The following is a 20,204-nucleotide window of genomic DNA, read 5'->3' on the forward strand; positions in this document are numbered from 1 at the left end:
GCGTCCTCCTCAGCGGCGGCTGGCGAGCAGGCCGACCAGCAGCCCGACACCGGCTGCGATGCCGATGGCCTGCCATGGGTTTTCCTGTACGTACTCCTCGGCACTGCCCAGCGCTGCCTGACCGCGCTCGCGGACCGAGTCCTGGGTCAGTTGCAGGCTTTCGCGGGCCTGCTGCAGGCGGTCGTGGATCTGGCCACGCAGCTCGTCGGCCTGGTCGCCCGCCAGATTGGCAGTGTCGGCGAGTAATTTCTCGGTGTCGCGCACCAGTGCCTGGAAGTCAGCCATCAAGATCTCTTGTGCAGTCTTTGCCGATTTGCTGGCCATGGGGTCTCTCCCTGTCGATGTGTGTGGCTATTTCGAGTGATGAGTGTGGCGGAAGGTTCACCACTTGTCGCTGGTACGGCGTTTGCTTTGTTCTGCCGGGTCGCGGGGCGTCGATGCCGGGCGCTGCCCCATATGCGCGCAAGGCCCTGGCCGACACCGATAAACCTTAACCCAATCCACGACAAACCCAAGAAAAAACCACTCCCTATGTAGCCGCTCCCCCAAAACGGGGCGCACGGCAGGCACCGATCAGGTGCGCGAGCAAGGTTTCTGAACTGTCCTGGTGCACTTTTCAGCAGGTCTGCCCATTCCATGGAAAACATGCATAGCGCGATGGACTCACTCGTCCATGGCTCCAACACCCTGTTCATCCTCATGGGGGCCATTCTGGTCCTGGCCATGCACGCGGGTTTCGCCTTTCTCGAGGTCGGTACCGTGCGGCACAAGAACCAGGTCAATGCCCTGTGCAAGATTCTCAGCGACTTCGCCGTCTCGGCGCTGGTGTATTTCTTCATCGGCTACTGGATCGCCTACGGCGTCAGCTTTTTCCAGCCGGCTGCGGAGTTGGCCAGCGATCATGGCTATGCCTTGGTCAAGTGCTTCTTCCTGCTGACCTTCGCTGCGGCGATTCCGGCAATCATCTCCGGAGGCATCGCCGAGCGTGCACGTTTTGCCCCGCAGTTATGTGCCACCGCGCTGATCGTGGCCTTCGTCTACCCCTTCTTCGAAGGGGCGGTGTGGAACGGCAACCTGGGCGTCCAGGCCTGGTTGCAAGCCCGGTTTGGCGCACCGTTCCATGACTTTGCCGGTTCGGTGGTGGTGCATGCCATGGGCGGCTGGCTGGCGCTGGCTGCCGTCATCCTGCTCGGTGCCCGTCGAGGACGGTACCGTGATGGACGGCTGGTGGCTTTCGCTCCTTCCAGTATTCCGTTCCTCGCGCTGGGGTCGTGGATCCTGATCATCGGCTGGTTCGGCTTCAACGTCATGAGTGCACAAACCCTGGAGGGTGTCAGCGGCCTGGTGGCGATCAATTCGCTGATGGCGATGGTCGGCGGCACGCTCTCGGCCTTGCTGGTCGGGCGCAATGACCCGGGCTTCCTGCACAATGGCCCACTGGCCGGATTGGTGGCGGTGTGTGCCGGTTCCGATCTCATGCACCCGGTTGGCGCGCTGGTGACCGGGCTGGTGGCGGGAGCACTGTTCGTGGGGTGCTTCACTGCCTCGCAGAATCGCTGGAAAGTCGACGATGTACTTGGCGTATGGCCGCTACATGGTGTATGCGGCGTTTGGGGCGGTTTGGCGTGCGGTATCTTCGGCCAGTCGGCGCTCGGAGGGCTGGGCGGTGTCAGCCTGGCGAGCCAGTTGTTTGGCAGCCTGGCAGGCGTACTGGTGGCCTTGGCTGGTGGCTTTGCCGTGTACGGGCTGGTCAAGGCGGTACATGGTTTGCGCTTGAGCCATGAGCAGGAGTTCCAGGGGGCGGACCTGTCCCTGCACCGTATCGGCGCTACCAGTCAGGATTGAGCAGCAGATGCAGGCGGCTCCCGGCGGGCCTAGAATGAGCGTCTCTTCACTGGGCCCGGGAACTGATAATGCTGCCTGAATGCCAATTGTTCGGCACCTTGGGGTGCCATTTGTGTGAAGTCGCCGAGGCTGTGTTGATGCCGTTCGTCGAGCACGGGCTGTGGGTCGAATTGGTTGATATCGCCGATGATGAAGCCATGTTCGAGCGTTACGGCTTGATCATCCCTGTCTTGCGTCGCTGCGACAGCGGCACCGAACTGCTCTGGCCGTTCGACGCGCAGCAGGTGGCGGCGTTCCTCAAGTGACAGGTAGGGGGGAGCGTTTCCTTCATCCCGTCCGGTGTGGTCCTGGTCGATGATGCTGGCCCGATACAGCCGATCACCCGGGGACACATCATGTTTCTTACGCCGAACTTCACGCTCGAAGAGATGACGTTTTCGCTGGCCGCCGCGCACAACGCTATACCCAACGATCCCGATCCCGAGGCTTTGGCCAATCTGCGCTTGCTGTGCGGGGTGCTCGAAGAGGTGCGAGCCTTGATCGACTCCCCGATCCAGATCACCAGCGGTTTTCGCAATGAAACCGTCAACCAGCTTGTGGGCGGCGTGCGCAACAGTGCGCATTGCCTCGGCCTGGCCGCCGACATGTGCGTAAAAACGATGACGCCCCGGCAACTGGCCGAATGCATTCGCGACAGTTCCATTGTGTTCGATCAACTGATCCTGGAGTTCGACACCTGGGTTCACCTGGCCATTTCACGCGACAACCCCAGGCGCCAGGTAATGACTGTTCGCAAGGGGACCGGCCACCTGCCAGGCTTGCAATGAGCTGTTGCGAATTGACGGAATGGCCACGGTATTCGTATGCTGTATAAAGATACAGTATTTGGGGTGAGGCGATGCACAATGTCGAGCAACTGAAGTACAGCGTCAACCGCATGCCCCCGGAAGCGGTGTGCGATGCGGTGCTTGAGCTGCGCATGGAGGGCTTGGTGACCGACGACCGTACTCCGTTCGGCAAGGTCCATTTCAATACCTGCTTTGCCGAGATCGAGGCGCTGTTCCAGCGCGCAGGCTTTCATCGCCCGCTGGATGTCGTTGGCTACGAGGGGGTGGTCTACGCCCTTTATGATGCCGGACGCTGGGAGGCGGTGCAGGTGTTGCGCTGGCTCAAGTCGCGTTGTGAGCAAGTTGGCGAGGCTGGTTGAGTGAGCGGGCATTGGCGATAATGCCCGCTCATTGATTACAGAGCCTGCCATGTCCACGCCGTTCGACCCAGCTCACCAGCAAGCCAGTACCGTTTGTTTGCCGCCTGGCGATTGGATCACGGTCCTCGATTGCCTGTGCGATCACTTCAAGGGCATTGGTCGTGACCAATGGCTCGATCGCTTCAGTCGAGGGCGAGTGCTCGATGCCGAGGGCAGGGCAGTGGCGGCCGATCTGCCTTACCGCCGTGGCATGCGTCTGCATTACTTTCGTGAAGTCCCCAATGAAAGGCCCATTCCCGTCCAGGAAACCATCCTGCATTGCGATGAGCACCTGGTGGTGGCGGACAAGCCGCATTTCCTGCCAGTCACACCCACGGGCGAGTATGTCGAGCACACCCTGCTTCGACGCCTGATCCGTCGTCTGGACAATCCCCATCTGGTGCCGCTGCACCGCATCGACCGGCATACGGCGGGGTTGGTGCTGTTCTCGTCCAGTCCGCAGTCGCGCAGCGCCTATCAGCGGCTGTTTCCCGAGCGACGCATCGACAAACGCTACCAGGCCATCGCTGCTGCGCTGCCGACGCGGGAGTTTCCGTTGGTGCACCGTAGTCGGCTGGAGCATGGTGAGCCGTTCTTTCGCATGCGTGAGGTCGAAGGGGTGGCGAACAGCGAGACCCTGGCCGAAGTCCTGGGGAAGAACGGTAACCTGTGGCGTTACGGGCTCTCGCCCGTGACCGGCAAGACCCATCAGTTGAGAGTGCACATGGCGGCACTGGGCGCCGCGATCAGCAACGACCCGTTCTATCCGACATTGCTCGAGGGCGAGGACGACTACGAGCGGCCATTGAAACTGCTGGCGCAAAGTCTAGGGTTCGACGATCCGCTGACGGGTGAAAAGCGGTATTTCCAGAGCCGTTTGAGTCTGGACTGGTAAAAAAAAGGGGGCTGCCTCAGGCAGCCCCTTTTTTGTCACTCAGCGGTTGAACCGCTCCACTAGCGAGTACTGCGTTCCAGCCGTACTGGTCAGTTCTTCACTGAGCAGTGCCGAATGCTGCGCCTGCTCTGCCGTCTGGTCGGCCAGATCGGCTATGGTGCTGATGTTGCGGCTGATCTCGTCCGCCACTGCAGTCTGTTCTTCCGTGGCAGCAGCGATCTGGGTAGCCATGTCGGTGATGTTGGCCACCGCTTCGCTGATCCCTACCAGCGCCTGGTCGGCTTGCATCACTCGCTCGACGCCTTCCTCGGCCTGACGGTGGCCGGTCTCCATGGTTTGCACGGCATTGCTGGCAGTCTGCTGCAGCTTGGCGATCAGGCCGTGGATCTGTCCGGTGGATTCGGCGGTACGTTGCGCCAGCTGGCGCACTTCGTCGGCAACCACGGCGAAGCCCCGGCCCATTTCCCCGGCGCGGGCCGCTTCGATGGCAGCATTGAGCGCCAGCAGGTTGGTCTGGTCGGCGATGCCCTTGATCACATCGACCACACCACCGATCTCGTCGCTGTCCTTGGCCAACTGGGTGACGGTCTGGCCGGTTTCACCCACCGCTGCGGAGAGGCGTTCGATGGCTTCGCGGGTTTCCCCGGCGATCTGACGGCCTTGGCTGGTCAGGCGATTGGCTTCCTGGGTGGCATCGGCGGTGCGCTGCACGTGGTTGGCCACTTCTTGCGTGGTAGCAGCCATCTGGTTGACGGCAGCGGCGACTTGCTCGGTCTCCACGCGCTGGCGTTCCAGCCCCGAAGAACTCTTGTGCGCCAGCACATCGGACTGGCGCGCCTGCTCGCTCAGGTGCTCGGCACTGTCCTGCAGCCGGGTGAGGCAGGTTTTCAGGCGGGATTCCTGGCTGAGCATGGCCATTTCCAGGCGTGCCTGCACGCCACGGCTGTCGGTGAACATCTGCGCGATCAGCGGATCGGAAGTGGTCTGTTCGGCCAGGCGCAACAGGCGCTTGAGGCCGCGCTGCTGCCAGGTGAGGCCAAGCAGGCCGAGGGGGACAGAAACGGCAGCAGCCAGGGCAAAGCCCCAGGAGTGGCCGAGCCAGTTGCCGATGAGGAAGCCGATCTGGCTGATGAGAATGAACGGCAGCCAGTCCTGCAGTACCGGCAACCACTTGTCACGACGCGGCACCGCCGGCTTGCCCTGGTTCAGACGCTGGTAAAGCGCTTCGGCGCGACGGATCTGTTCGGCCGTGGGCTTGACCCGCACCGACTCGAAACCGACCACCTGGTTGTTGTCGAAGATCGGCGTGACGTAGGCATTGACCCAGTAATGGTCGCCCGACTTGCAGCGGTTCTTGACGATCCCCATCCACGGCAGGCCCTGCTTGAGGGTCTGCCACATGTGGGCGAACACTGCTGGGGGCACGTCAGGGTGGCGTACCAGATTGTGTGGCGCTCCCGTGAGCTCTTCGCGTGAGAAACCGCTGATTTCGATGAAAGCATCGTTGCAGTAGGTGATCACGCCTTTGGCGTTGGTGGTGGAAATCAACCGCTGCTGGGCAGGGAAAGTCCGTTCTCTCTGGGTAATCGGCTGGTTGTTACGCATTGGCTGTTCAATCCGCAAGGCTTTCGACAGGTATCGGCAAGCCCATGGTTTTATTGAATGAATATTTAACTTGCTTGATCTGGAGCAATAAGTGGCCATGAGCCATCAGCTAGGGAAGCGGATCGTTGGTTGCATTTGCACTCAAGATGTCAGCATTTTTAACGATTTATGACGTTATGGTCCGATCATGACTCGTTGTTCAGCCTGGGGCCAGCATCGGATAAGTAAACAATGCGAAATGGGTCAGGTTGACAGCGAAATGGCACACGACCGCAGCGCTCAAGCCGCCGAGTCGATACGCCAGGCCGTAGCCGATACCCGCAAGGCTTGCCAGGTAGAACCACTGCCAGCCGCTCCCCAGATGCGCCAGGCCGAACAACAGCGCGGCCACGATCAATGCAAGCCCCTGGTGCCTGAACAGGCGTTGCAGCCCACCTTGGATATAACCCCGGAACAGCAGCTCTTCGGTCAGGCTGACCAGCAGCAGGTTGTTCAGGGCCCAGATCCAGGTCTGTTCCGGCCATTTCGGCGCCCAACCCACTATCCCAAGCGACCAGGCGCCACCCAGGCAAGCCAGCAATGTCAGCGGCAAGACCAGCCCGAGGCTTGGCAGTAGACCGCGCCCGCGCAGGCTCAGGATCCAGGGGCAAGCCAGCAGAATCCAGAAGCCGATCAGCGGCTTGTCCAGGTTCAGGTACATGGAGAACGGCAGCGCGCCCTCGCTGAACACCACCTTGTCGATGACCTTTGCCCCCTGGAAACCGGGCAACCAGTGCAGCGCCAGGGCAAGGGCCAGGACGATGAACAAGCCGTGCCCGAGCACTCGTTGCCAGCCTGCGGGTCGTCGCACCAGCAGTGCGGTACAACACAGGGCGAGCAAGGCGGGCAGGGCGGCGAGTCCCAGGTGGCCGTGGAACAGGGCGAGGGCATAGCCCAGACCAAGCAGGGCGAGGGCGATCCAGTGGGCAGGCGACATCGGAAATCCGGTAGGTGGCAAATCGATATGATGCTTTGACTCACCCCGAGGGCGCCAGGACACGTTGCAGAGGCATCGCGGGCGAACCCGCGATGCCTTCCCTTCAACCGGCGATCAGTTGTCGCAGCACGTAGTGCAGAATCCCGCCCGACTTGAAGTACTCGACTTCATTGAGCGTGTCGATCCGGCACAGCACCTCGATCTCCTGTTGCTGGCCATCCTCGCGCAGGATGCGCAACTGCAGGTTCATGCCCGGGCGGATCTGCGCGCCACTGAGCCCCAGCACATCGATGCGCTCCTTGCCGGTCAGGCCCAGGCGCTTGCGATCGTCGCCAGCCTTGAACTGCAGGGGCAGAACGCCCATCCCTACCAGGTTGGAGCGGTGGATACGCTCGAAGCTCTCGGCCAACACTGCCTTGACCCCCAGCAGGTTGGTGCCCTTGGCGGCCCAGTCGCGGCTGGAGCCGGTGCCGTATTCCTGCCCGGCGATCACCACCAGCGGCGTGCCTTGCGCCTGGTAGCGCATGGCGGCATCGTAGATCGCCAGTTTTTCGCCGCTGGGCACATGCAGCGTATTGCCGCCTTCCTCGCCGCCGAGCATTTCGTTGCGTATGCGGATGTTGGCAAAGGTGCCGCGCATCATCACTTCGTGGTTGCCGCGACGTGAACCATAGGAGTTGAAGTCGCGCGGCTCCACGCCCTTGTCGCGCAGGTAGCGACCGGCAGGGCTGTCGGCCTTGATGTTGCCGGCTGGAGAGATGTGGTCGGTGGTCACCGAGTCGCCGAGCAGCGCGAGAATGCGCGCCCCGTGCACGTCGGCTATTTCCGGCAGCGGGCCGCCGATATCGTCGAAGAACGGCGGGTGCTGGATGTAGGTGGAGTCGTCCTGCCAGACATAGGTAGCGGCCTGGGGTACTTCGATGGCCTGCCATTGGGCATCACCGGCAAACACCTCGGCATACTCCTTGTGGAACATGGCGGTATCGACCTTGGCCACCGCGTCGGCGATTTCCTGTTGGCTGGGCCAGATATCGCGCAGGTATACCGGCTGGCCGTCCTTGCCAGTGCCCAGGGCATCCTGGGTGAGATCCACGCGCACGCTGCCGGCCAAAGCATAGGCCACCACCAGCGGTGGCGAGGCCAGCCAGTTGGTCTTGACCAGCGGGTGCACCCGGCCTTCGAAGTTGCGGTTACCCGACAGCACCGACGCCACGGTCAGGTCGGCGCTGCCGATCGCTTTCTCGATGGCCTCGTCCAGCGGGCCCGAGTTGCCGATGCAGGTGGTGCAGCCATAGCCGACCAGGTCGAAGCCCAACTGATCGAGGTAGGGGGTAAGGCCGGCCGCCTTGAAGTAGTCGGTGACCACTTTCGAACCTGGCGCCAGCGAACTCTTGACCCAGGGTTTGCGAGCCAGGCCTTTCTCGATGGCTTTCTTGGCGACCAGCCCGGCGGCCATCATCACGCTGGGGTTGGAGGTGTTGGTACAGGAGGTGATGGCCGCGATCACCACGGCGCCGTCGCGCAGCTTGTGGGTCTGGCCGTTGTGCGTGTAGTCGATCTCGCCGGCCTGGTCGGCGTTACCCACGGCAACACCGCCACCCCCTTCGCTTTCCAGGCGTCCGACCTCCTTGGCCAAGGGCTTGGGCTGCAGTTCGATGAAGCCGTCGAAGGCCTGGCTGACCTTGGACAGCGCCACTCGGTCCTGCGGGCGCTTTGGCCCGGCGAGGCTGGCTTCGACCTCGTGCATGTCCAGCGCCAGGCTGTCGCTGAACAGCGGTTCCTGGCCAGGCAGGCGCCACAGGCCCTGGGCCTTGCAGTAGGCTTCGACCAGTTGCACGGTCTCGTCGGGGCGACCGGACAAGCGCAGGTAGTCGAGGGTGACGTCATCGACCGGGAAGAAGCCGCAGGTGGCTCCGTATTCCGGCGCCATGTTGGCGATGGTGGCGCGGTCGGCCAGCGGCAGGTCGGCCAGGCCGTCGCCATAGAATTCGACGAACTTGCCGACCACGCCCTTCTTGCGCAGCATCTGCGTGACCGTCAGCACCAGGTCGGTGGCGGTGATGCCTTCGCGCAGCTTGCCGGTGAGCTTGAAACCGATCACCTCGGGGATCAGCATCGACACCGGCTGGCCGAGCATCGCCGCCTCCGCCTCGATGCCACCGACACCCCAGCCGAGCACGCCCAGGCCGTTGATCATGGTGGTGTGCGAGTCGGTGCCGACCAGGGTGTCGGGGAAGGCGTAGGTGCGCCCGTCTTCCTCGCGGGTCCACACGGTGCGGCCAAGGTATTCCAGGTTGACCTGGTGGCAGATCCCCGTGCCCGGTGGCACCACGCGGAAGTTGTCGAAGGCACTCTGGCCCCAGCGCAGGAAGGCGTAGCGTTCGCCGTTGCGCTGCATCTCGATGTCGACGTTCTGTTCGAAGGCTTCGGCGGTGGCGTAGCGGTCGACCATTACCGAGTGGTCGATCACCAGGTCAACCGGCGACAGCGGGTTGATCCGCTGGGGATCGCCGCCAGCCTTGGCCATGGCCGCGCGCATGGCGGCGAGGTCGACCACGGCGGGCACGCCGGTGAAGTCCTGCATCAGTACCCGCGCAGGTCGATACTGGATCTCGCGGTCGGAGCGTCGCTCTTGCAGCCAGCCGGCCAGGGCTCGCAAGTCGTCGCCGGTGACGGTTTCACCGTCTTCCCAGCGCAGCAGGTTTTCCAGCAGGACCTTGAGCGACATGGGCAGGCGTTGCAGGTCGCCCAACTGGCTGGCGGCCTCGGTGAGGCTGAAATAGTGGTAGGCGCGGTCGGCCACCTGGAGGGTCTTGAGGGTTTTCAGGCTATCGAGCGAGGGCATTGCCAACTCCTTGTGCTCCGGTGCCCGGCAGTCGTGGTTACCGGTATCACCGCTCTATATCGGCCCGCACGGCACGGGCCAGGCTGAACAATCAGGTTAGACCGCTTTGGCGGGCCTGACGTTGTTCTGGACCTGCGGGGCATGTCGCAGGTTCCGAACTTCCTTTATCATTCGCCGCCCTGGCGCTGTCTGCGCCAGTGATGTGGAGTAAGAGATGAATACCCTGTTCATGCATTGCCGGCCCGGCTTCGAGGGCGAGGTCTGCGCCGAAATCAGCGAACACGCCGCGCACCTGGGCGTGGCCGGCTATGCCAAGGGCAAGCCGCAGAGCGCCAGCGCCGAGTTCGTTTGCCTCGACGAAGGCGGTGCCGAACGCCTGATGCGTGAGCTGCGCTTCGACCGGCTGATCTTCCCGCGCCAATGGGCGCGCGGCGACTTCGTCGAGCTGCCGGAAACTGACCGGATCAGTGTGCTGCTCGAGCACCTGGCGGGCCTGCCGGTGTGTGGCAGCCTGTGGCTGGAGGTGCTCGACAGCAACGACGGCAAGGAGCTGTCGACCTTCTGCCGCAAATTCGAGGTGCCGCTGCGCAAGGCGCTGGAGAAGGCCGGGCGTCTGGTCGAGGATGCCAGCAAGCCACGCCTGCTGCTGACGTTCATCAGTGGCCGACGGGTGTTTCTCGGCCTGGCCGAAGCGGGCAATTCGGCACTGTGGCCGATGGGCATCCCGCGCCTGAAGTTCCCGCGCGAGGCGCCGAGCCGCTCGACCCTCAAGCTTGAGGAAGCCTGGCACCAGTTCATCCCCCGCGATCAATGGGACCAACGCCTGAACGACGACATGACCGGCGTCGACCTGGGCGCTTCACCGGGCGGCTGGACCTACCAGCTGGTCAAGCGTGGCATGCTGGTCACCGCCATCGACAACGGCCCGATGGCTGAAAGCCTGATGGATACGGGGCTGGTGCAGCATTTGATGGCCGATGGCTTTACCTGGAAGCCCAAGCAGACCGTTGACTGGATGGTCTGCGACATCGTCGAGAAGCCCGCACGCACGGCCTCGCTGATCGAAACCTGGCTGGGCGAGGGGTTGTGTCGCGAGGCCGTGGTCAATCTCAAGCTGCCGATGAAGCAGCGTCACGCCGAGGTGCGCAAGTTGCTCGATCGCATCGAGGCCTCGTTCAAGGCGCGCAAGGTCAAGGTGTCGATCGCCTGCAAGCAGCTGTACCACGACCGCGAAGAGGTCACTTGCCACCTTCGCCGGCTCGACCTCAAGCCGCGCTGAGACGATCGGGGCCGTGCTGCGGCCCCTGTTTGACCTGCACGCGGTTTGCGCGACAATACCCCACAATTTGCGGAGCCCACCATGACCGACTTCACTCCAGACGCGACCCTCGACGCCACCGGCCTGAACTGTCCGGAGCCGGTGATGATGCTGCATCAGCACGTGCGCAACCTCGCTGCTGGCGGCCTGCTCAAGGTCATCGCCACCGACCCCTCGACCCGCCGCGACATCCCCAAGTTCTGCACCTTCCTCGGCCATGAGCTGGTGCAACAGCAGGAAGACGCCGGCACCTACCTGTACTGGATTCGCAAGAAGGCCGACTGAGCTGGATCGCACAGGCCACAGCGCCTACACTGCGCTCCCCTGAAAGGAGAGCGCCCATGCTGATCGTTGCCGACGAAAATATCCCGCTGCTCGATGCCTTCTTCGCCGGATTCGGCGAAATCCGCCGTTACCCTGGCCGGGCCATCGATGCAGCCTGCGTCAGGGATGCCGATCTGCTGCTGGTGCGCTCGGTCACCCGCGTCGACCGGCAACTGCTCGAAGGCAGCAAGGTGCGCTTCGTCGGCACCTGCACCATCGGCACCGACCACCTTGATCTCGAATACTTCGCTCAGGCCGACATCCACTGGAGCAGCGCGCCTGGCTGCAACGCCCGCGGCGTGGTGGACTACGTGCTGGGCAGCCTGCTGACCCTGGCCGAGCTCGATGGCGTGGAGCTGCCCAAGCGGGTGTATGGCGTGGTTGGAGCCGGTGAGGTGGGCGGGCGTCTGGTCCGTGTACTGCGGGGCCTGGGCTGGCAGGTGCTGGTGTGCGATCCGCTGCGCGCAGCCAGCGAAGAGGGCGACTTCGTCAGCCTGGACACGTTGCTTGAACAGTGTGACACCATCAGCCTGCATACCCCGCTGCAACGCGGCGGCGAACATCCGACCTGGCATCTGCTCGGTGCGCGGCAACTGGCCCGCCTGCGCCCAGGGGCCTGGCTGATCAATGCCAGCCGTGGGCCGGTGGTGGACAACGACGCCCTGCGCGAGCTGCTGCTGGACCGCGAGGATGTCCACGCGGTGCTGGATGTCTGGGAGGGCGAGCCGCAGGTCGACCTGGCGCTGGCCGACCTGTGCACCCTGGCCACGCCGCATATCGCCGGCTACAGCCTCGATGGCAAGCAGCGCGGGACCGCGCAGATCTACCAGGCCTTCTGCCGTTCGCAAGGTTTGCCGGAGCAGGTGCACCTGGCCGACCTGCTGCCGTCGCCAGCGCTGGCACGCCTGGACTTCGATGCCAGCGCCGACCCGGCCTGGGCGCTGGCAACCCTGTGCCGTGCGGTCTACGACCCGCGTCGCGACGATGCGGATTTTCGTCGCAGCCTGAGCGAGGATCCCACCGAGCAACGTGCGGCATTCGACCTGCTGCGCAAGCAGTATCCGGTCCGTCGCGAGATCGAAGGGCTGGCGGTACGGGTACAGGGTGACGCACCACAGCTGGTGCAGGCCATCAATGCTCTGGGCGCGGTGCTGGTCTAGCCCGCCTCGGGTGCGGGTGTCTGCCAGGCGGGTTTACGGGCAATCTGTAAATTTCGTAAATAAGATTTAAACCTATTTGAGAATCGTTATATTCGCCATCCCTGACGGACCCGCCTTTTTGCCGGGCCGGTGGGCGAGGGGCCTGCCGACCGGGGCGCGGCTTGCTTCTCGCACACGATTTCAGGAGATGTACCGATGCACACCCGACCTTCCCCGCACCGCCTGGCGCTGGCCATCGTTGCCCTGGCCGCGCCTGTGGCAACGACTTCAGCATTCGCCGAGCAGGCGCTGGTCATCGAAGACACGCTGGTGACCGCCGAACGTGAGGCACGCCAGGCGCTGGGATCGTCGGTCATCACCGAAGAGGACATCAAGCGCCGCCCGCCGGCCAATGACCTGTCCGACATCATCCGCCGCGAACCGGGGGTCAACCTCACCGGCAACAGTGCCAGCGGCGCCCGTGGCAACAACCGGCAGATCGACCTGCGCGGCATGGGCCCGGAAAACACCCTGATCCTGATCGATGGCAAGCCATCGAGTGCACGCAACTCGGTGCGCTATGGCTGGAACGGCGACCGCGATACCCGCGGCGAAACCAACTGGGTGCCGGCCGAAGCGGTCGAGCGCATCGAGATCCTGCGTGGCCCCGCAGCCGCGCGCTATGGCTCGGGCGCCATGGGCGGAGTGGTCAACATCATCACCAAGCGCCCCAGCGAAGCACTCAAGGGGAGCGTCAGCCTGTACACCCTGATGCCGGAGGACAGCGCCGAGGGCGCCAGCCACCGGACCAACTTCAACCTCGGGGGTGGCCTGACCGACACCCTGGGGTTCCGTCTCTATGGCGGCCTGGCCAAGACCGACGCCGACGACCTGGACATCAACGCCGCACACGCCGGCAGCCCGACCGTGGCCGGGCGCGAGGGTGTGCGCAACAAGGATATCAACGGCCTGCTGAGCTGGAAGCTCAACGACGAGCATCGCCTGGAGATGAGCGCAGGCTACAGCCGCCAGGGCAATATCTACGCTGGCGACACCATGAACAGCAACGGCGGTGGCAACGCGCAGCTGATCTCCAGCCTGTATGGCCACGAGACCAACGTGATGCAGCGCAACACCTACGACCTGACGCACCTGGGCGACTTCACCTGGGGCACCAGCAAGACCGTGCTGGCTTATGAGTACGTGCGCAACTGGCGCTTGAACGAGGGCATGGCTGGGCGTACCGAAGGGGCGATCGACGGCAACGATGCGGCATTCTCGCGCTTGCGCAACACGCGCCTGTCGAGCGAGGTCAACTTGCCGTTCGCAGTGGGCGCCACGGAGCACGTGCTGACCGTTGGCGGCGAGTACCTCTATGAAACCCTCAACGACCAGGGCTCGTTCCGTCCGCAAAGCTCCGACCCGACAGGCGTTGGCAACGATGTGATCGCAGGCTTCGACCGCAGCGATTCGAAGATGCAGGCGCGCAGCCATGCCTTGTTCGTCGAGGACAACATCATCATTGGCGCTACCACCGTCACGCCGGGTCTGCGTTTCGATCACCACGAGACCTTCGGCGACAACTTCAGCCCTAGCTTGAACCTGTCGCACAAGATCACCGACGAACTGTCCTTCAAGGGCGGCATCGCCCGCGCCTACAAGACGCCGAACCTGTACCAGTCCAATCCCAGCTACCTGCTCTACAGCCGCGGCAATGGCTGCAGCGTGCAGCAGACCAACTCCGGCGGCTGCTACCTGCAGGGCAACGCCGATCTCAAGCCTGAGATCAGCATCAACAAGGAGATCGGCCTGCTGTATGACCGCGGCACCTGGCGTACCAGTGCGACCTATTTCCGCAACGACTACCAGAACAAGATCATTGGCGGCACCGACGTGGTCTACGCGATCAATGGCGGCAGTCGTGTGACCCAGTGGGAAAACGCCGGCAAGGCACGGGTAGAGGGCCTCGAGGGCAACCTGTTCGTCGAGCTCACCCCGAGCCTGGACTGGAACACCAACCTGACCTGGATGCTCGACAACGACAACCGCGAGACCGGCGAGCCGCTGTCGGTGATCCCCGAGTACACGGTCAACACCACCCTGGACTGGCGCGCGACCGACAAGTTGTCGCTGCAGCTGGCCGGTACCTGGTTCGGCAAGCAGAAGTCGCCGACCTGGAACTACCGCACCCAGGAGCGCTATGACGAGTCGGCGCAGAAGGATGTCGAAGCCTATGGGCTGGTGGATGTGAGTGCCGGGTACAAGTTCAACGCCAACTACGATGTGCGGGTGGGGGTGAACAACGTGTTCGACAAGCAGATCCTGCGCGGCGGCAACGCCAGCAGCGCCGGTGCCAACACCTACAACCAGCCGGGCAGGGCGCTGTTTGCGGCGTTGAATATTTCGTTCTGATATCAAAACACAGGCGCCCCCCTGTAGGAGCGGGCTCGTCCCGCGATCGGGCGCGTAGCGGCCGTAGATCAGGCAACCGGGGTATTCCTGAAACACCTCGAAGCCCGGTTTTACGGCCGCTTCGCGCCCGATCGCGGGACGAGCCCGCTCCTACAGGGTATGTGACGTTTTTCAGGTTGATCAACGGTGGCGCTTAGCATTCAGTTGGGTGCAACAACACCGCGCGCTGCTCCAGCCAGCGCTCGAAGCAGGTGAAGGTCGCGACCGCCGCAGCCACGGCGCGGGCCTGGTTTTCGGGTGGCAGGGGGTGCCGATCCAGGCGTTCGAGAAAGCCGCGCCACTGGCTGGCGGTGGCGCTGCCATACACATCGAGAAAACCACCGCCGCTGTCGGCGTCGATACCCAGGCGCTGCGCCACGACACGCTTGAGCACCTGGCCACCGAGGGTGGAGCCCTCCAGTACGTACATCACACCCAGCGCGCTGGCCTCATCGGTGATGGCTGGCAAGTCCCGGCACAGCGGCAGCGCGTCTATCTGCTCGGCGCTCAGCTTGAGCGCCTGCAGGTCGCGGCACAGCGCCCCAGCCTTGTTGCGCTCACTGCCCTGGTGCGTTGCCAGCAATGCTTCGAGCGGTGCGTGAAAGCCGTAGTACGCCTCGATGAGGCGGCGATAGGCGTCATGGTCGAAACCTTCGCTGAAAAACGGCAGGCGCGCCTCCAGGGCCTTGTGACAGGCTTGTGTACCTTCACGCAGAGCGAGCAGGACAGGACCGGGAGGGGGGCGGGAGGTGATGGTCATCGAATCGACTCTGATGGCTAATTGCCTGGGTTAGACTGACGATCCTAGCGCAGCGTTCCTCGATGCCCTAATCCTCATTTGCCAGAGAAACTCCAAGGTGAAAGCCGTCCGTCTGACCCTGGTCTGCCATGCCCTGACCCACGCCCAGAAAACCGGGCGATTTGCGCTGGCCGACGATCCCGTACTGGGCGATGCCCCGCTGTTGAAGGCTGTGCCCGACGGAGTGCAAGTACTCAGCGCACCCGAACTGCGCGCCCGTGAAACCGCCGCCTGGCTCGCCCCCGAGGTGCGTATCGAGACGGCGCTGGCCGACTGTGACATGGGGCATTGGCAGGGCGTTGCGCTCAAGCAGTTGCAGCGCGAGCAGAGCGAAGCCCTGGCGTGGTGGCAGGTCGACGTGGACGCGGCGCCCCATGGTGGAGAGTCCTTCGCCGCGCTGCACAAGCGCGTGGCGCAGTGGCTGGAGGCATTCGACACGCCGGGCGACTGGTGGGCGGTCACGCACCCGATGGTGATGCGCGCCGCGATGGTCGAAGTGCTCGGCAGTTCGCTCGGGGCCTACCAACGTATCGACGTCCCGCCGTGCTCTCGGCTCGAACTCAGCCGAACCGAGGTCTGGCGCATGCGCCTGGGCCCGGCCTGAGGGGCGGGATCAGAAGGCCAGCTTGTAGCCGATCAGCAGCAGCATGCCCGCCAGGCAGGGACGCAGCACACGATCGGAGATGCGGCCTGTGAGGTGGCTGCCCAGGTAGATGCCCGGCAGCGAGCCGAGCAGCAGGTAGCCGAGCAGCGACCAGTCCATGTTGCCCATGCCGGCATGGCCCAGGCCCGCGACCAGGGTCAGTGGCACGGCGTGGGCGATTTCGGTACCGACCAGGCGCCGGGTCACCAGGAACGGGTAGAGCAGGAACAGCGCCACGGTGCCCAGGGCGCCGGCACCGATCGAGGTCAGGGTGACCATGACCCCGAGCACTACACCGGTGATCACGGTGAGGAGGTTCAGGCTGCGGTCGCTGAGATGGTAGTGGTCGCCTGCATGCTTGCTGGCGAAGGCCTGCAGGCGCGACTTGAACAGGATCGCCAGGGCGGTAAGGATCAGCACCACCGCCAGGCCCTGCTTGATGATGGCGTTGAGTGCCGAGGTATCGGCATGCAGGGTGCTGAGGAACCACAGGGTCAGCGCTGCCGCGGGCACGCTGCCCAGGCTCAGCCAGCCGGTGATCTTCCAGTCGATGTTCTTGTTGCGTGCATGCACCCAGACGCCACTGGCCTTGGTGATTGCCGCGTAGAGCAGGTCGGTGCCCACGGCGGTGGCGGGATTGATACCGAACCACAGCAGGATCGGCGTCATCAGCGAACCGCCGCCGACGCCGGTCATGCCAACGATGAAGCCCACGACCAGCCCGGCAATGGTGAAACCGAAAGAACCTACATCCATACGCTACTCAATCTGCCCGCTAGCCCGTTGTCGGATGGCAGCAGGATATAGATTGTTCTTTATAGCCAAATAGAATTGTTCGTTATTAGGTTATAACGCGGCAGCGCGACAGGTCTCCTGTAGGAGCGGGCTTGCCCGCGAAAAGAACACCGCGGAGCATGGCAACGGCTGCGCCGGTGATCGCGGGGCAAGCCCGCTCCCACAGGGGATTGGGCTGACCTTTAGATTTTGAGTAAGACAGTTACTCCCACAGGGATTGGGCTGACCTTTAGATTTTGAGTAAGACAGTGACTCCCACAGGGATTGAGCTGGCTGTCAGATTTTGAATAAGACAGCTGCTCCTCCAAGTGCAGTGAAGCAGTTTCAGATCCTGAAGCTGCCCACCAACTGCTTCAAGCGTCCCGCCTGCTGGGTCAGCGCATCGCAGTGGCGCAGGGTTTCGTTGAGGTTCTGCACCCCTTGCTGGTTGAGTGCGTTGATCTGGGTGATATCCAGGTTCAAGCTCTCGACCACCGCGCTCTGCTCCTCGGTCGCCGTGGCCACCGACTGGTTCATGCCATCGATCTCGCCGATGCGCAGGGTCACGCTGGCCAGGCGCTCGCCCGCCTGGTTGGCCACCTGCACGGTCTGCTCGCTGGAGACCTGGCTGGCGTTCATGGTGTGCACCGCCTCGCGCGAGCCAACCTGCAGGCTGGTGATCATGCGGTGGATCTCTTCGGCCGACTCCTGGGTGCGGTGTGCCAGGTTGCGCACCTCGTCGGCGACCACGGCGAAGCCTCGGCCCGCTTCCCCGGCGCGCGCGGCTTCGATGGCGGCGTTGAGCGCCAGCAGGTTGGTCTGCTGGGAGATGCCCTTGATCACGTCGAGGATCTTGCCGATCTCGTCGGTGCTGGCGTTGAGGGTTTCGATCTGCTCGCACGACTCGCTGATCTTGTGCGACAGCGCGGTCATGGCATTGATCGCATCCTCCACCACCTGGCGCCCGTCGTTGGCCTGATCGCTGGCGCCGCTGGCGTGCTGCGAGGCATCGGCGGCATTGCGTGCGATTTCCTGGGTGGCGGCGCCGAGCTGATTGATCGCTGCCGCCACGCTGTTGGTACGCAGGCTTTGTTCCTCGGAGCCGTTGATCGAGGCGTTGGAAGCACTCATCACCTGTTCGGACAGGTCGTGCACCTGCCGCGTGGCCGAGGCCACTTCGCTGATCGAGGCATGGATACGCTCGACGAAGCGGTTGAAGGCCATGGCCAGCTCGCCGAACTCGTCCTTGTGCTGCACCTGCAAGCGACGGGTGAGGTCGCCTTCGCCTTCGGCGATATCGTGCATGGCGCGGCCCATGGTGGTCAGCGGGCGCATCAGCAGTGGGATCAGCAGGCCGAGCACGGCAGCGATGGCGGCCACGGCAATGATCATGGCGATGATGGCCGAACTGCGGAACTGGCCGAGGGCGGCGTAGGCCTTGTCTTTGTCGATGGACAGGCCGATGTACCACTGCGCCGAGGGTAGCCCCTTGACCTGGGTGAAGGAGACGATCCGCTCTTCGCCGCCGAGGGTCACGTCCTGCATACCCGGCTCGACCCGCAGGCCGCTGCCGGGGTAGATGTCCTTGAGGTTCTTCATCAGCTGGTCCTTGTCGGGGCTGACGATTACCTGGCCTTCACGGTCGACCAGGAAGGCATGGCCGATACCGCCGAAGTCCACCGCGTTGATGATGTCGACCAGGCTGTCCAGGCTCAGGTCGCCACCGACAACCCCGAGCAGCTCACCATTGTTGCGGGCCTTGACCGGTATGGCGATGGTCACCACCAGGCCGCCCACCGATGCCTGGTAGGGCGGTGTCAGCAGGGTCTGGTTGGCGCTTACCGCAGCGGTGTACCAAGGGCGTTTGCGCGGGTCGTAGCCTTCGGGCATCTGTGCGTCGGGGCGCTGGGTGAACAGCCCGGTGTTCTGGCCGAAGTAGGTGAACTGGAAGTTGCTGGTGTAAGAGGGTTGGTCGACCAGTCCGGCGACCTGACTGCCGGTGCCTTGCTGGGCGATGTCCTGGGCGAGGTTCTCCAGGATCAGGATGCGTCCGCCCATCCAGTTCTGCACGCTGCTGGCGGTCAGCGCGCCGGCCTGCTGGACCGAGGATTCGATGTTCTGGCGGATGGTGTTGCGCTGCAGGTAGTCGTTGTAGAGGGTGAACAATGCGAATGCCAGTACCACGACACCGCAGGCGCTGAGGAGGATCTTGTGGCGGAACTTCAGGTTCATGTTTCGAGACCTTGAGCCGTTGCTGGGGAGGCCGCCGTGCACTTTTGGCGCGTAGCGACGCCTGTCGGGATCGCTATCGGCCTGCCAGTCAAAAGGTTGAGTTAGACGTTGTTCTGCCCGACGAGCGGCCATGTGCGGTCAACCGCCAGCCAGCAGCTCCACCAGCGCCCGCGCGGCCTGCCCGAGGGGCTGTTGCTTGAGCCACAGCGCATGCACCGGCAACTGCAGTTCGTTGCGGGTGTTGCGAAACGCCAGGCGCACCAGCCGCCCGGCTTCCACCAAGGGGGCGACCCGCGTTGCCGGCAGGTCGCCCCAGCCGAGGCCTGCTTCGACCATCTGCAGGGCCAGGTCGACGCTGTCGGTGCGCCAGTGCGTGGTGCCGATCAGCGAGCGGGTGTCGCGCAGCGGCAGGTCGCGGCTGTGTACCAGGATCTGACGGAGGCTGACCAGGTCTTCGAGGTCGCGGATGCGCCCCTGACGCAGGGCTGGATGGTTGGGCGACAAGGCTGCCACCAGCGACTCGCTGCCCAGATGCTGGAAGCTGCGCTGCGGATCGACCTGCAATCCGGCAAAGGCCAGGCACAGCCCGACGCGGCCGCTGTCCAGCAGGTGCAGGGCGTCCTCCTGCGGTGCGCTGAGCAGTTCGATGTCGAGCAGCGGATAGCGTTCGCCCAGCCGCGCAATGGCGGCCAGTAGCGGACGCGGGTCGATGTCCGGCACCACGGCGATGGCCAGGCTGCTTTCCAGTCCTCGCGACAGCTCAAGCGCATGCACTTGCAGTAACCCCAGTTGCTCGGCGATCAGCCGTGCGTGCGGCTCCAGAGCGCGGGCGCGGTCTGTGGCGCGGACCTCGCGCGCTCCACGCTCGAACAGCGCGTAGCCGAGTTCGGCCTCGAGATTGCCGATGGCCATGCTCACCGCCGATGGCACTCGCCCCAGCACTCGTGCGGCAGCGGAGAACGAGCCGCGGTCGAGCACGGCGAGGAACAGTTGGATGTTGTCGCTGGAAAAGTTCATGCAGTTCTCCTTTCAGTCAATCTGAAAGGTGCTGACTTTTTCTGTCAAGAATATTGATTCATTCTCGTCGCCTTCATTTCCTGCATTCCGAGGTA

At 63.7% G+C, this 20,204-nt stretch carries 18 protein-coding genes and 1 pseudogene; 10 read left to right on the forward strand and 9 right to left on the reverse strand.

Annotated features, from left to right (window positions below; genetic code table 11):
* Positions 1-9: 9 nt before the first annotated feature.
* Entirely contained in the window at positions 10-324 is a 315-nt protein-coding gene (locus ACTYOL_RS08910) for a DUF883 family protein (RefSeq protein ID WP_054892453.1), read from the reverse strand.
* A 312-nt stretch (positions 325-636) separates the two neighbouring features.
* Between ACTYOL_RS08910 and ACTYOL_RS08915 the strand changes: the two genes are divergently transcribed.
* The 5 genes from ACTYOL_RS08915 to ACTYOL_RS08935 all read left to right on the forward strand — a co-directional run bounded on the left by ACTYOL_RS08915 (position 637) and on the right by ACTYOL_RS08935 (position 3,986).
* Complete coding sequence (locus ACTYOL_RS08915; protein WP_444757794.1) at positions 637-1,845, forward strand: ammonium transporter; 1,209 nt, start codon at positions 637-639, stop codon at positions 1,843-1,845.
* A gap of 68 nt (positions 1,846-1,913) precedes the next feature.
* Entirely contained in the window at positions 1,914-2,150 is a 237-nt protein-coding gene (locus ACTYOL_RS08920) for a glutaredoxin family protein (protein WP_063544014.1), read from the forward strand.
* Positions 2,151-2,240: 90 nt separating this feature from the next.
* Entirely contained in the window at positions 2,241-2,672 is a 432-nt protein-coding gene (locus ACTYOL_RS08925) for a D-Ala-D-Ala carboxypeptidase family metallohydrolase (RefSeq protein ID WP_200603215.1), read from the forward strand.
* 71 nt (positions 2,673-2,743) lie between these two features.
* Positions 2,744-3,052: a hypothetical protein gene (locus ACTYOL_RS08930; RefSeq protein WP_054892451.1), complete on the forward strand. Its 309-nt coding sequence runs from the start codon at positions 2,744-2,746 to the stop codon at positions 3,050-3,052.
* A 49-nt stretch (positions 3,053-3,101) separates the two neighbouring features.
* Positions 3,102-3,986 (forward strand): pseudouridine synthase, encoded by an 885-nt coding sequence (locus tag ACTYOL_RS08935; protein WP_444757795.1) that lies wholly within the window; start codon positions 3,102-3,104, stop codon positions 3,984-3,986.
* Between the two features lie 39 nt (positions 3,987-4,025).
* Here the strand turns inward: ACTYOL_RS08935 and ACTYOL_RS08940 are convergent, their stop codons facing one another.
* From ACTYOL_RS08940 to acnA, 3 genes are all read right to left on the reverse strand, one after another.
* Positions 4,026-5,591: a methyl-accepting chemotaxis protein gene (locus ACTYOL_RS08940; protein WP_054892449.1), complete on the reverse strand. Its 1,566-nt coding sequence runs from the start codon at positions 5,589-5,591 to the stop codon at positions 4,026-4,028.
* A gap of 199 nt (positions 5,592-5,790) precedes the next feature.
* Positions 5,791-6,567, reverse strand: a complete 777-nt coding sequence (locus tag ACTYOL_RS08945; protein ID WP_444757796.1) for a lysostaphin resistance A-like protein — start codon at positions 6,565-6,567, stop codon at positions 5,791-5,793.
* Positions 6,568-6,670: 103 nt separating this feature from the next.
* Positions 6,671-9,412 carry an aconitate hydratase AcnA gene (gene acnA / locus ACTYOL_RS08950; protein ID WP_444757797.1) on the reverse strand — a complete coding sequence of 914 codons (2,742 nt, stop codon included), beginning with the start codon at positions 9,410-9,412 and terminating at the stop codon, positions 6,671-6,673.
* Positions 9,413-9,626: 214 nt separating this feature from the next.
* Here acnA and rlmM point away from each other — a divergent pair, with 214 nt between their 5' ends.
* From rlmM to ACTYOL_RS08970, 4 genes are all read left to right on the forward strand, one after another.
* Positions 9,627-10,691: a 23S rRNA (cytidine(2498)-2'-O)-methyltransferase RlmM gene (gene rlmM, locus ACTYOL_RS08955; RefSeq protein ID WP_054892446.1), complete on the forward strand. Its 1,065-nt coding sequence runs from the start codon at positions 9,627-9,629 to the stop codon at positions 10,689-10,691.
* Between the two features lie 81 nt (positions 10,692-10,772).
* Entirely contained in the window at positions 10,773-11,015 is a 243-nt protein-coding gene (tusA, locus tag ACTYOL_RS08960; protein WP_054892445.1) for a sulfurtransferase TusA, read from the forward strand.
* Between the two features lie 56 nt (positions 11,016-11,071).
* Complete coding sequence (gene pdxB / locus ACTYOL_RS08965; protein ID WP_414155088.1) at positions 11,072-12,214, forward strand: 4-phosphoerythronate dehydrogenase PdxB; 1,143 nt, start codon at positions 11,072-11,074, stop codon at positions 12,212-12,214.
* A gap of 195 nt (positions 12,215-12,409) precedes the next feature.
* A complete protein-coding gene (locus ACTYOL_RS08970; RefSeq protein WP_444757798.1) occupies positions 12,410-14,605 on the forward strand; it encodes a TonB-dependent siderophore receptor in 2,196 nt (731 codons plus the stop codon).
* Positions 14,606-14,798: 193 nt separating this feature from the next.
* Here ACTYOL_RS08970 and ACTYOL_RS08975 read toward each other — a convergent pair whose 3' ends face one another.
* A complete protein-coding gene (locus ACTYOL_RS08975) occupies positions 14,799-15,404 on the reverse strand; it encodes a biliverdin-producing heme oxygenase (RefSeq protein WP_444757799.1) in 606 nt (201 codons plus the stop codon).
* A gap of 97 nt (positions 15,405-15,501) precedes the next feature.
* On the opposite strand from ACTYOL_RS08975, the gene ACTYOL_RS08980 reads away from it, so the two are divergent.
* Complete coding sequence (locus ACTYOL_RS08980; RefSeq protein ID WP_200603211.1) at positions 15,502-16,047, forward strand: histidine phosphatase family protein; 546 nt, start codon at positions 15,502-15,504, stop codon at positions 16,045-16,047.
* 9 nt (positions 16,048-16,056) lie between these two features.
* Here ACTYOL_RS08980 and ACTYOL_RS08985 read toward each other — a convergent pair whose 3' ends face one another.
* The 4 genes and pseudogenes from ACTYOL_RS08985 to ACTYOL_RS09000 all read right to left on the reverse strand — a co-directional run bounded on the left by ACTYOL_RS08985 (position 16,057) and on the right by ACTYOL_RS09000 (position 20,109).
* The gene (locus tag ACTYOL_RS08985) at positions 16,057-16,842 is read right to left on the reverse strand and encodes a sulfite exporter TauE/SafE family protein (RefSeq protein ID WP_054892440.1); all 786 of its coding nucleotides are present in this window, start codon (positions 16,840-16,842) and stop codon (positions 16,057-16,059) included.
* 363 nt (positions 16,843-17,205) lie between these two features.
* Complete coding sequence (locus tag ACTYOL_RS08990) at positions 17,206-18,084, reverse strand: methyl-accepting chemotaxis protein (RefSeq protein WP_371926246.1); 879 nt, start codon at positions 18,082-18,084, stop codon at positions 17,206-17,208.
* Positions 18,061-19,224: pseudogene (locus tag ACTYOL_RS08995) on the reverse strand (HAMP domain-containing protein); the annotation flags it as partial. The gene ACTYOL_RS08990 and the pseudogene ACTYOL_RS08995, both read right to left, overlap by 24 nt.
* A gap of 6 nt (positions 19,225-19,230) precedes the next feature.
* Positions 19,231-20,109 (reverse strand): LysR family transcriptional regulator, encoded by an 879-nt coding sequence (locus ACTYOL_RS09000; RefSeq protein ID WP_063544036.1) that lies wholly within the window; start codon positions 20,107-20,109, stop codon positions 19,231-19,233.
* Positions 20,110-20,204 lie beyond the last annotated feature (95 nt).

The organism is Pseudomonas sp. A014, assembly GCF_052378495.1.
GTDB lineage: Bacteria > Pseudomonadota > Gammaproteobacteria > Pseudomonadales > Pseudomonadaceae > Aquipseudomonas > Aquipseudomonas machongensis.

Excerpts from the sequence above, each read along its gene's own strand:
- ACTYOL_RS08910 (WP_054892453.1), bottom strand. The coding sequence starts at position 324 with ATGGCCAGCAAATCGGCAAAGACTGCACAAGAGATCTTGATGGCTGAC.
- ACTYOL_RS08915 (WP_444757794.1), top strand. The coding sequence starts at position 637 with ATGGAAAACATGCATAGCGCGATGGACTCACTCGTCCATGGCTCCAAC.
- ACTYOL_RS08920 (WP_063544014.1), top strand. The coding sequence starts at position 1,914 with ATGCTGCCTGAATGCCAATTGTTCGGCACCTTGGGGTGCCATTTGTGT.
- ACTYOL_RS08925 (WP_200603215.1), top strand. The coding sequence starts at position 2,241 with ATGTTTCTTACGCCGAACTTCACGCTCGAAGAGATGACGTTTTCGCTG.
- ACTYOL_RS08930 (WP_054892451.1), top strand. The coding sequence starts at position 2,744 with ATGCACAATGTCGAGCAACTGAAGTACAGCGTCAACCGCATGCCCCCG.
- ACTYOL_RS08935 (WP_444757795.1), top strand. The coding sequence starts at position 3,102 with ATGTCCACGCCGTTCGACCCAGCTCACCAGCAAGCCAGTACCGTTTGT.
- ACTYOL_RS08940 (WP_054892449.1), bottom strand. The coding sequence starts at position 5,591 with ATGCGTAACAACCAGCCGATTACCCAGAGAGAACGGACTTTCCCTGCC.
- ACTYOL_RS08945 (WP_444757796.1), bottom strand. The coding sequence starts at position 6,567 with ATGTCGCCTGCCCACTGGATCGCCCTCGCCCTGCTTGGTCTGGGCTAT.
- acnA (WP_444757797.1), bottom strand. The coding sequence starts at position 9,412 with ATGCCCTCGCTCGATAGCCTGAAAACCCTCAAGACCCTCCAGGTGGCC.
- rlmM (WP_054892446.1), top strand. The coding sequence starts at position 9,627 with ATGAATACCCTGTTCATGCATTGCCGGCCCGGCTTCGAGGGCGAGGTC.
- tusA (WP_054892445.1), top strand. The coding sequence starts at position 10,773 with ATGACCGACTTCACTCCAGACGCGACCCTCGACGCCACCGGCCTGAAC.
- pdxB (WP_414155088.1), top strand. The coding sequence starts at position 11,072 with ATGCTGATCGTTGCCGACGAAAATATCCCGCTGCTCGATGCCTTCTTC.
- ACTYOL_RS08970 (WP_444757798.1), top strand. The coding sequence starts at position 12,410 with ATGCACACCCGACCTTCCCCGCACCGCCTGGCGCTGGCCATCGTTGCC.
- ACTYOL_RS08975 (WP_444757799.1), bottom strand. The coding sequence starts at position 15,404 with ATGACCATCACCTCCCGCCCCCCTCCCGGTCCTGTCCTGCTCGCTCTG.
- ACTYOL_RS08985 (WP_054892440.1), bottom strand. The coding sequence starts at position 16,842 with ATGGATGTAGGTTCTTTCGGTTTCACCATTGCCGGGCTGGTCGTGGGC.
- ACTYOL_RS08990 (WP_371926246.1), bottom strand. The coding sequence starts at position 18,084 with ATGGCCTTCAACCGCTTCGTCGAGCGTATCCATGCCTCGATCAGCGAA.
- ACTYOL_RS09000 (WP_063544036.1), bottom strand. The coding sequence starts at position 20,109 with ATGAACTTTTCCAGCGACAACATCCAACTGTTCCTCGCCGTGCTCGAC.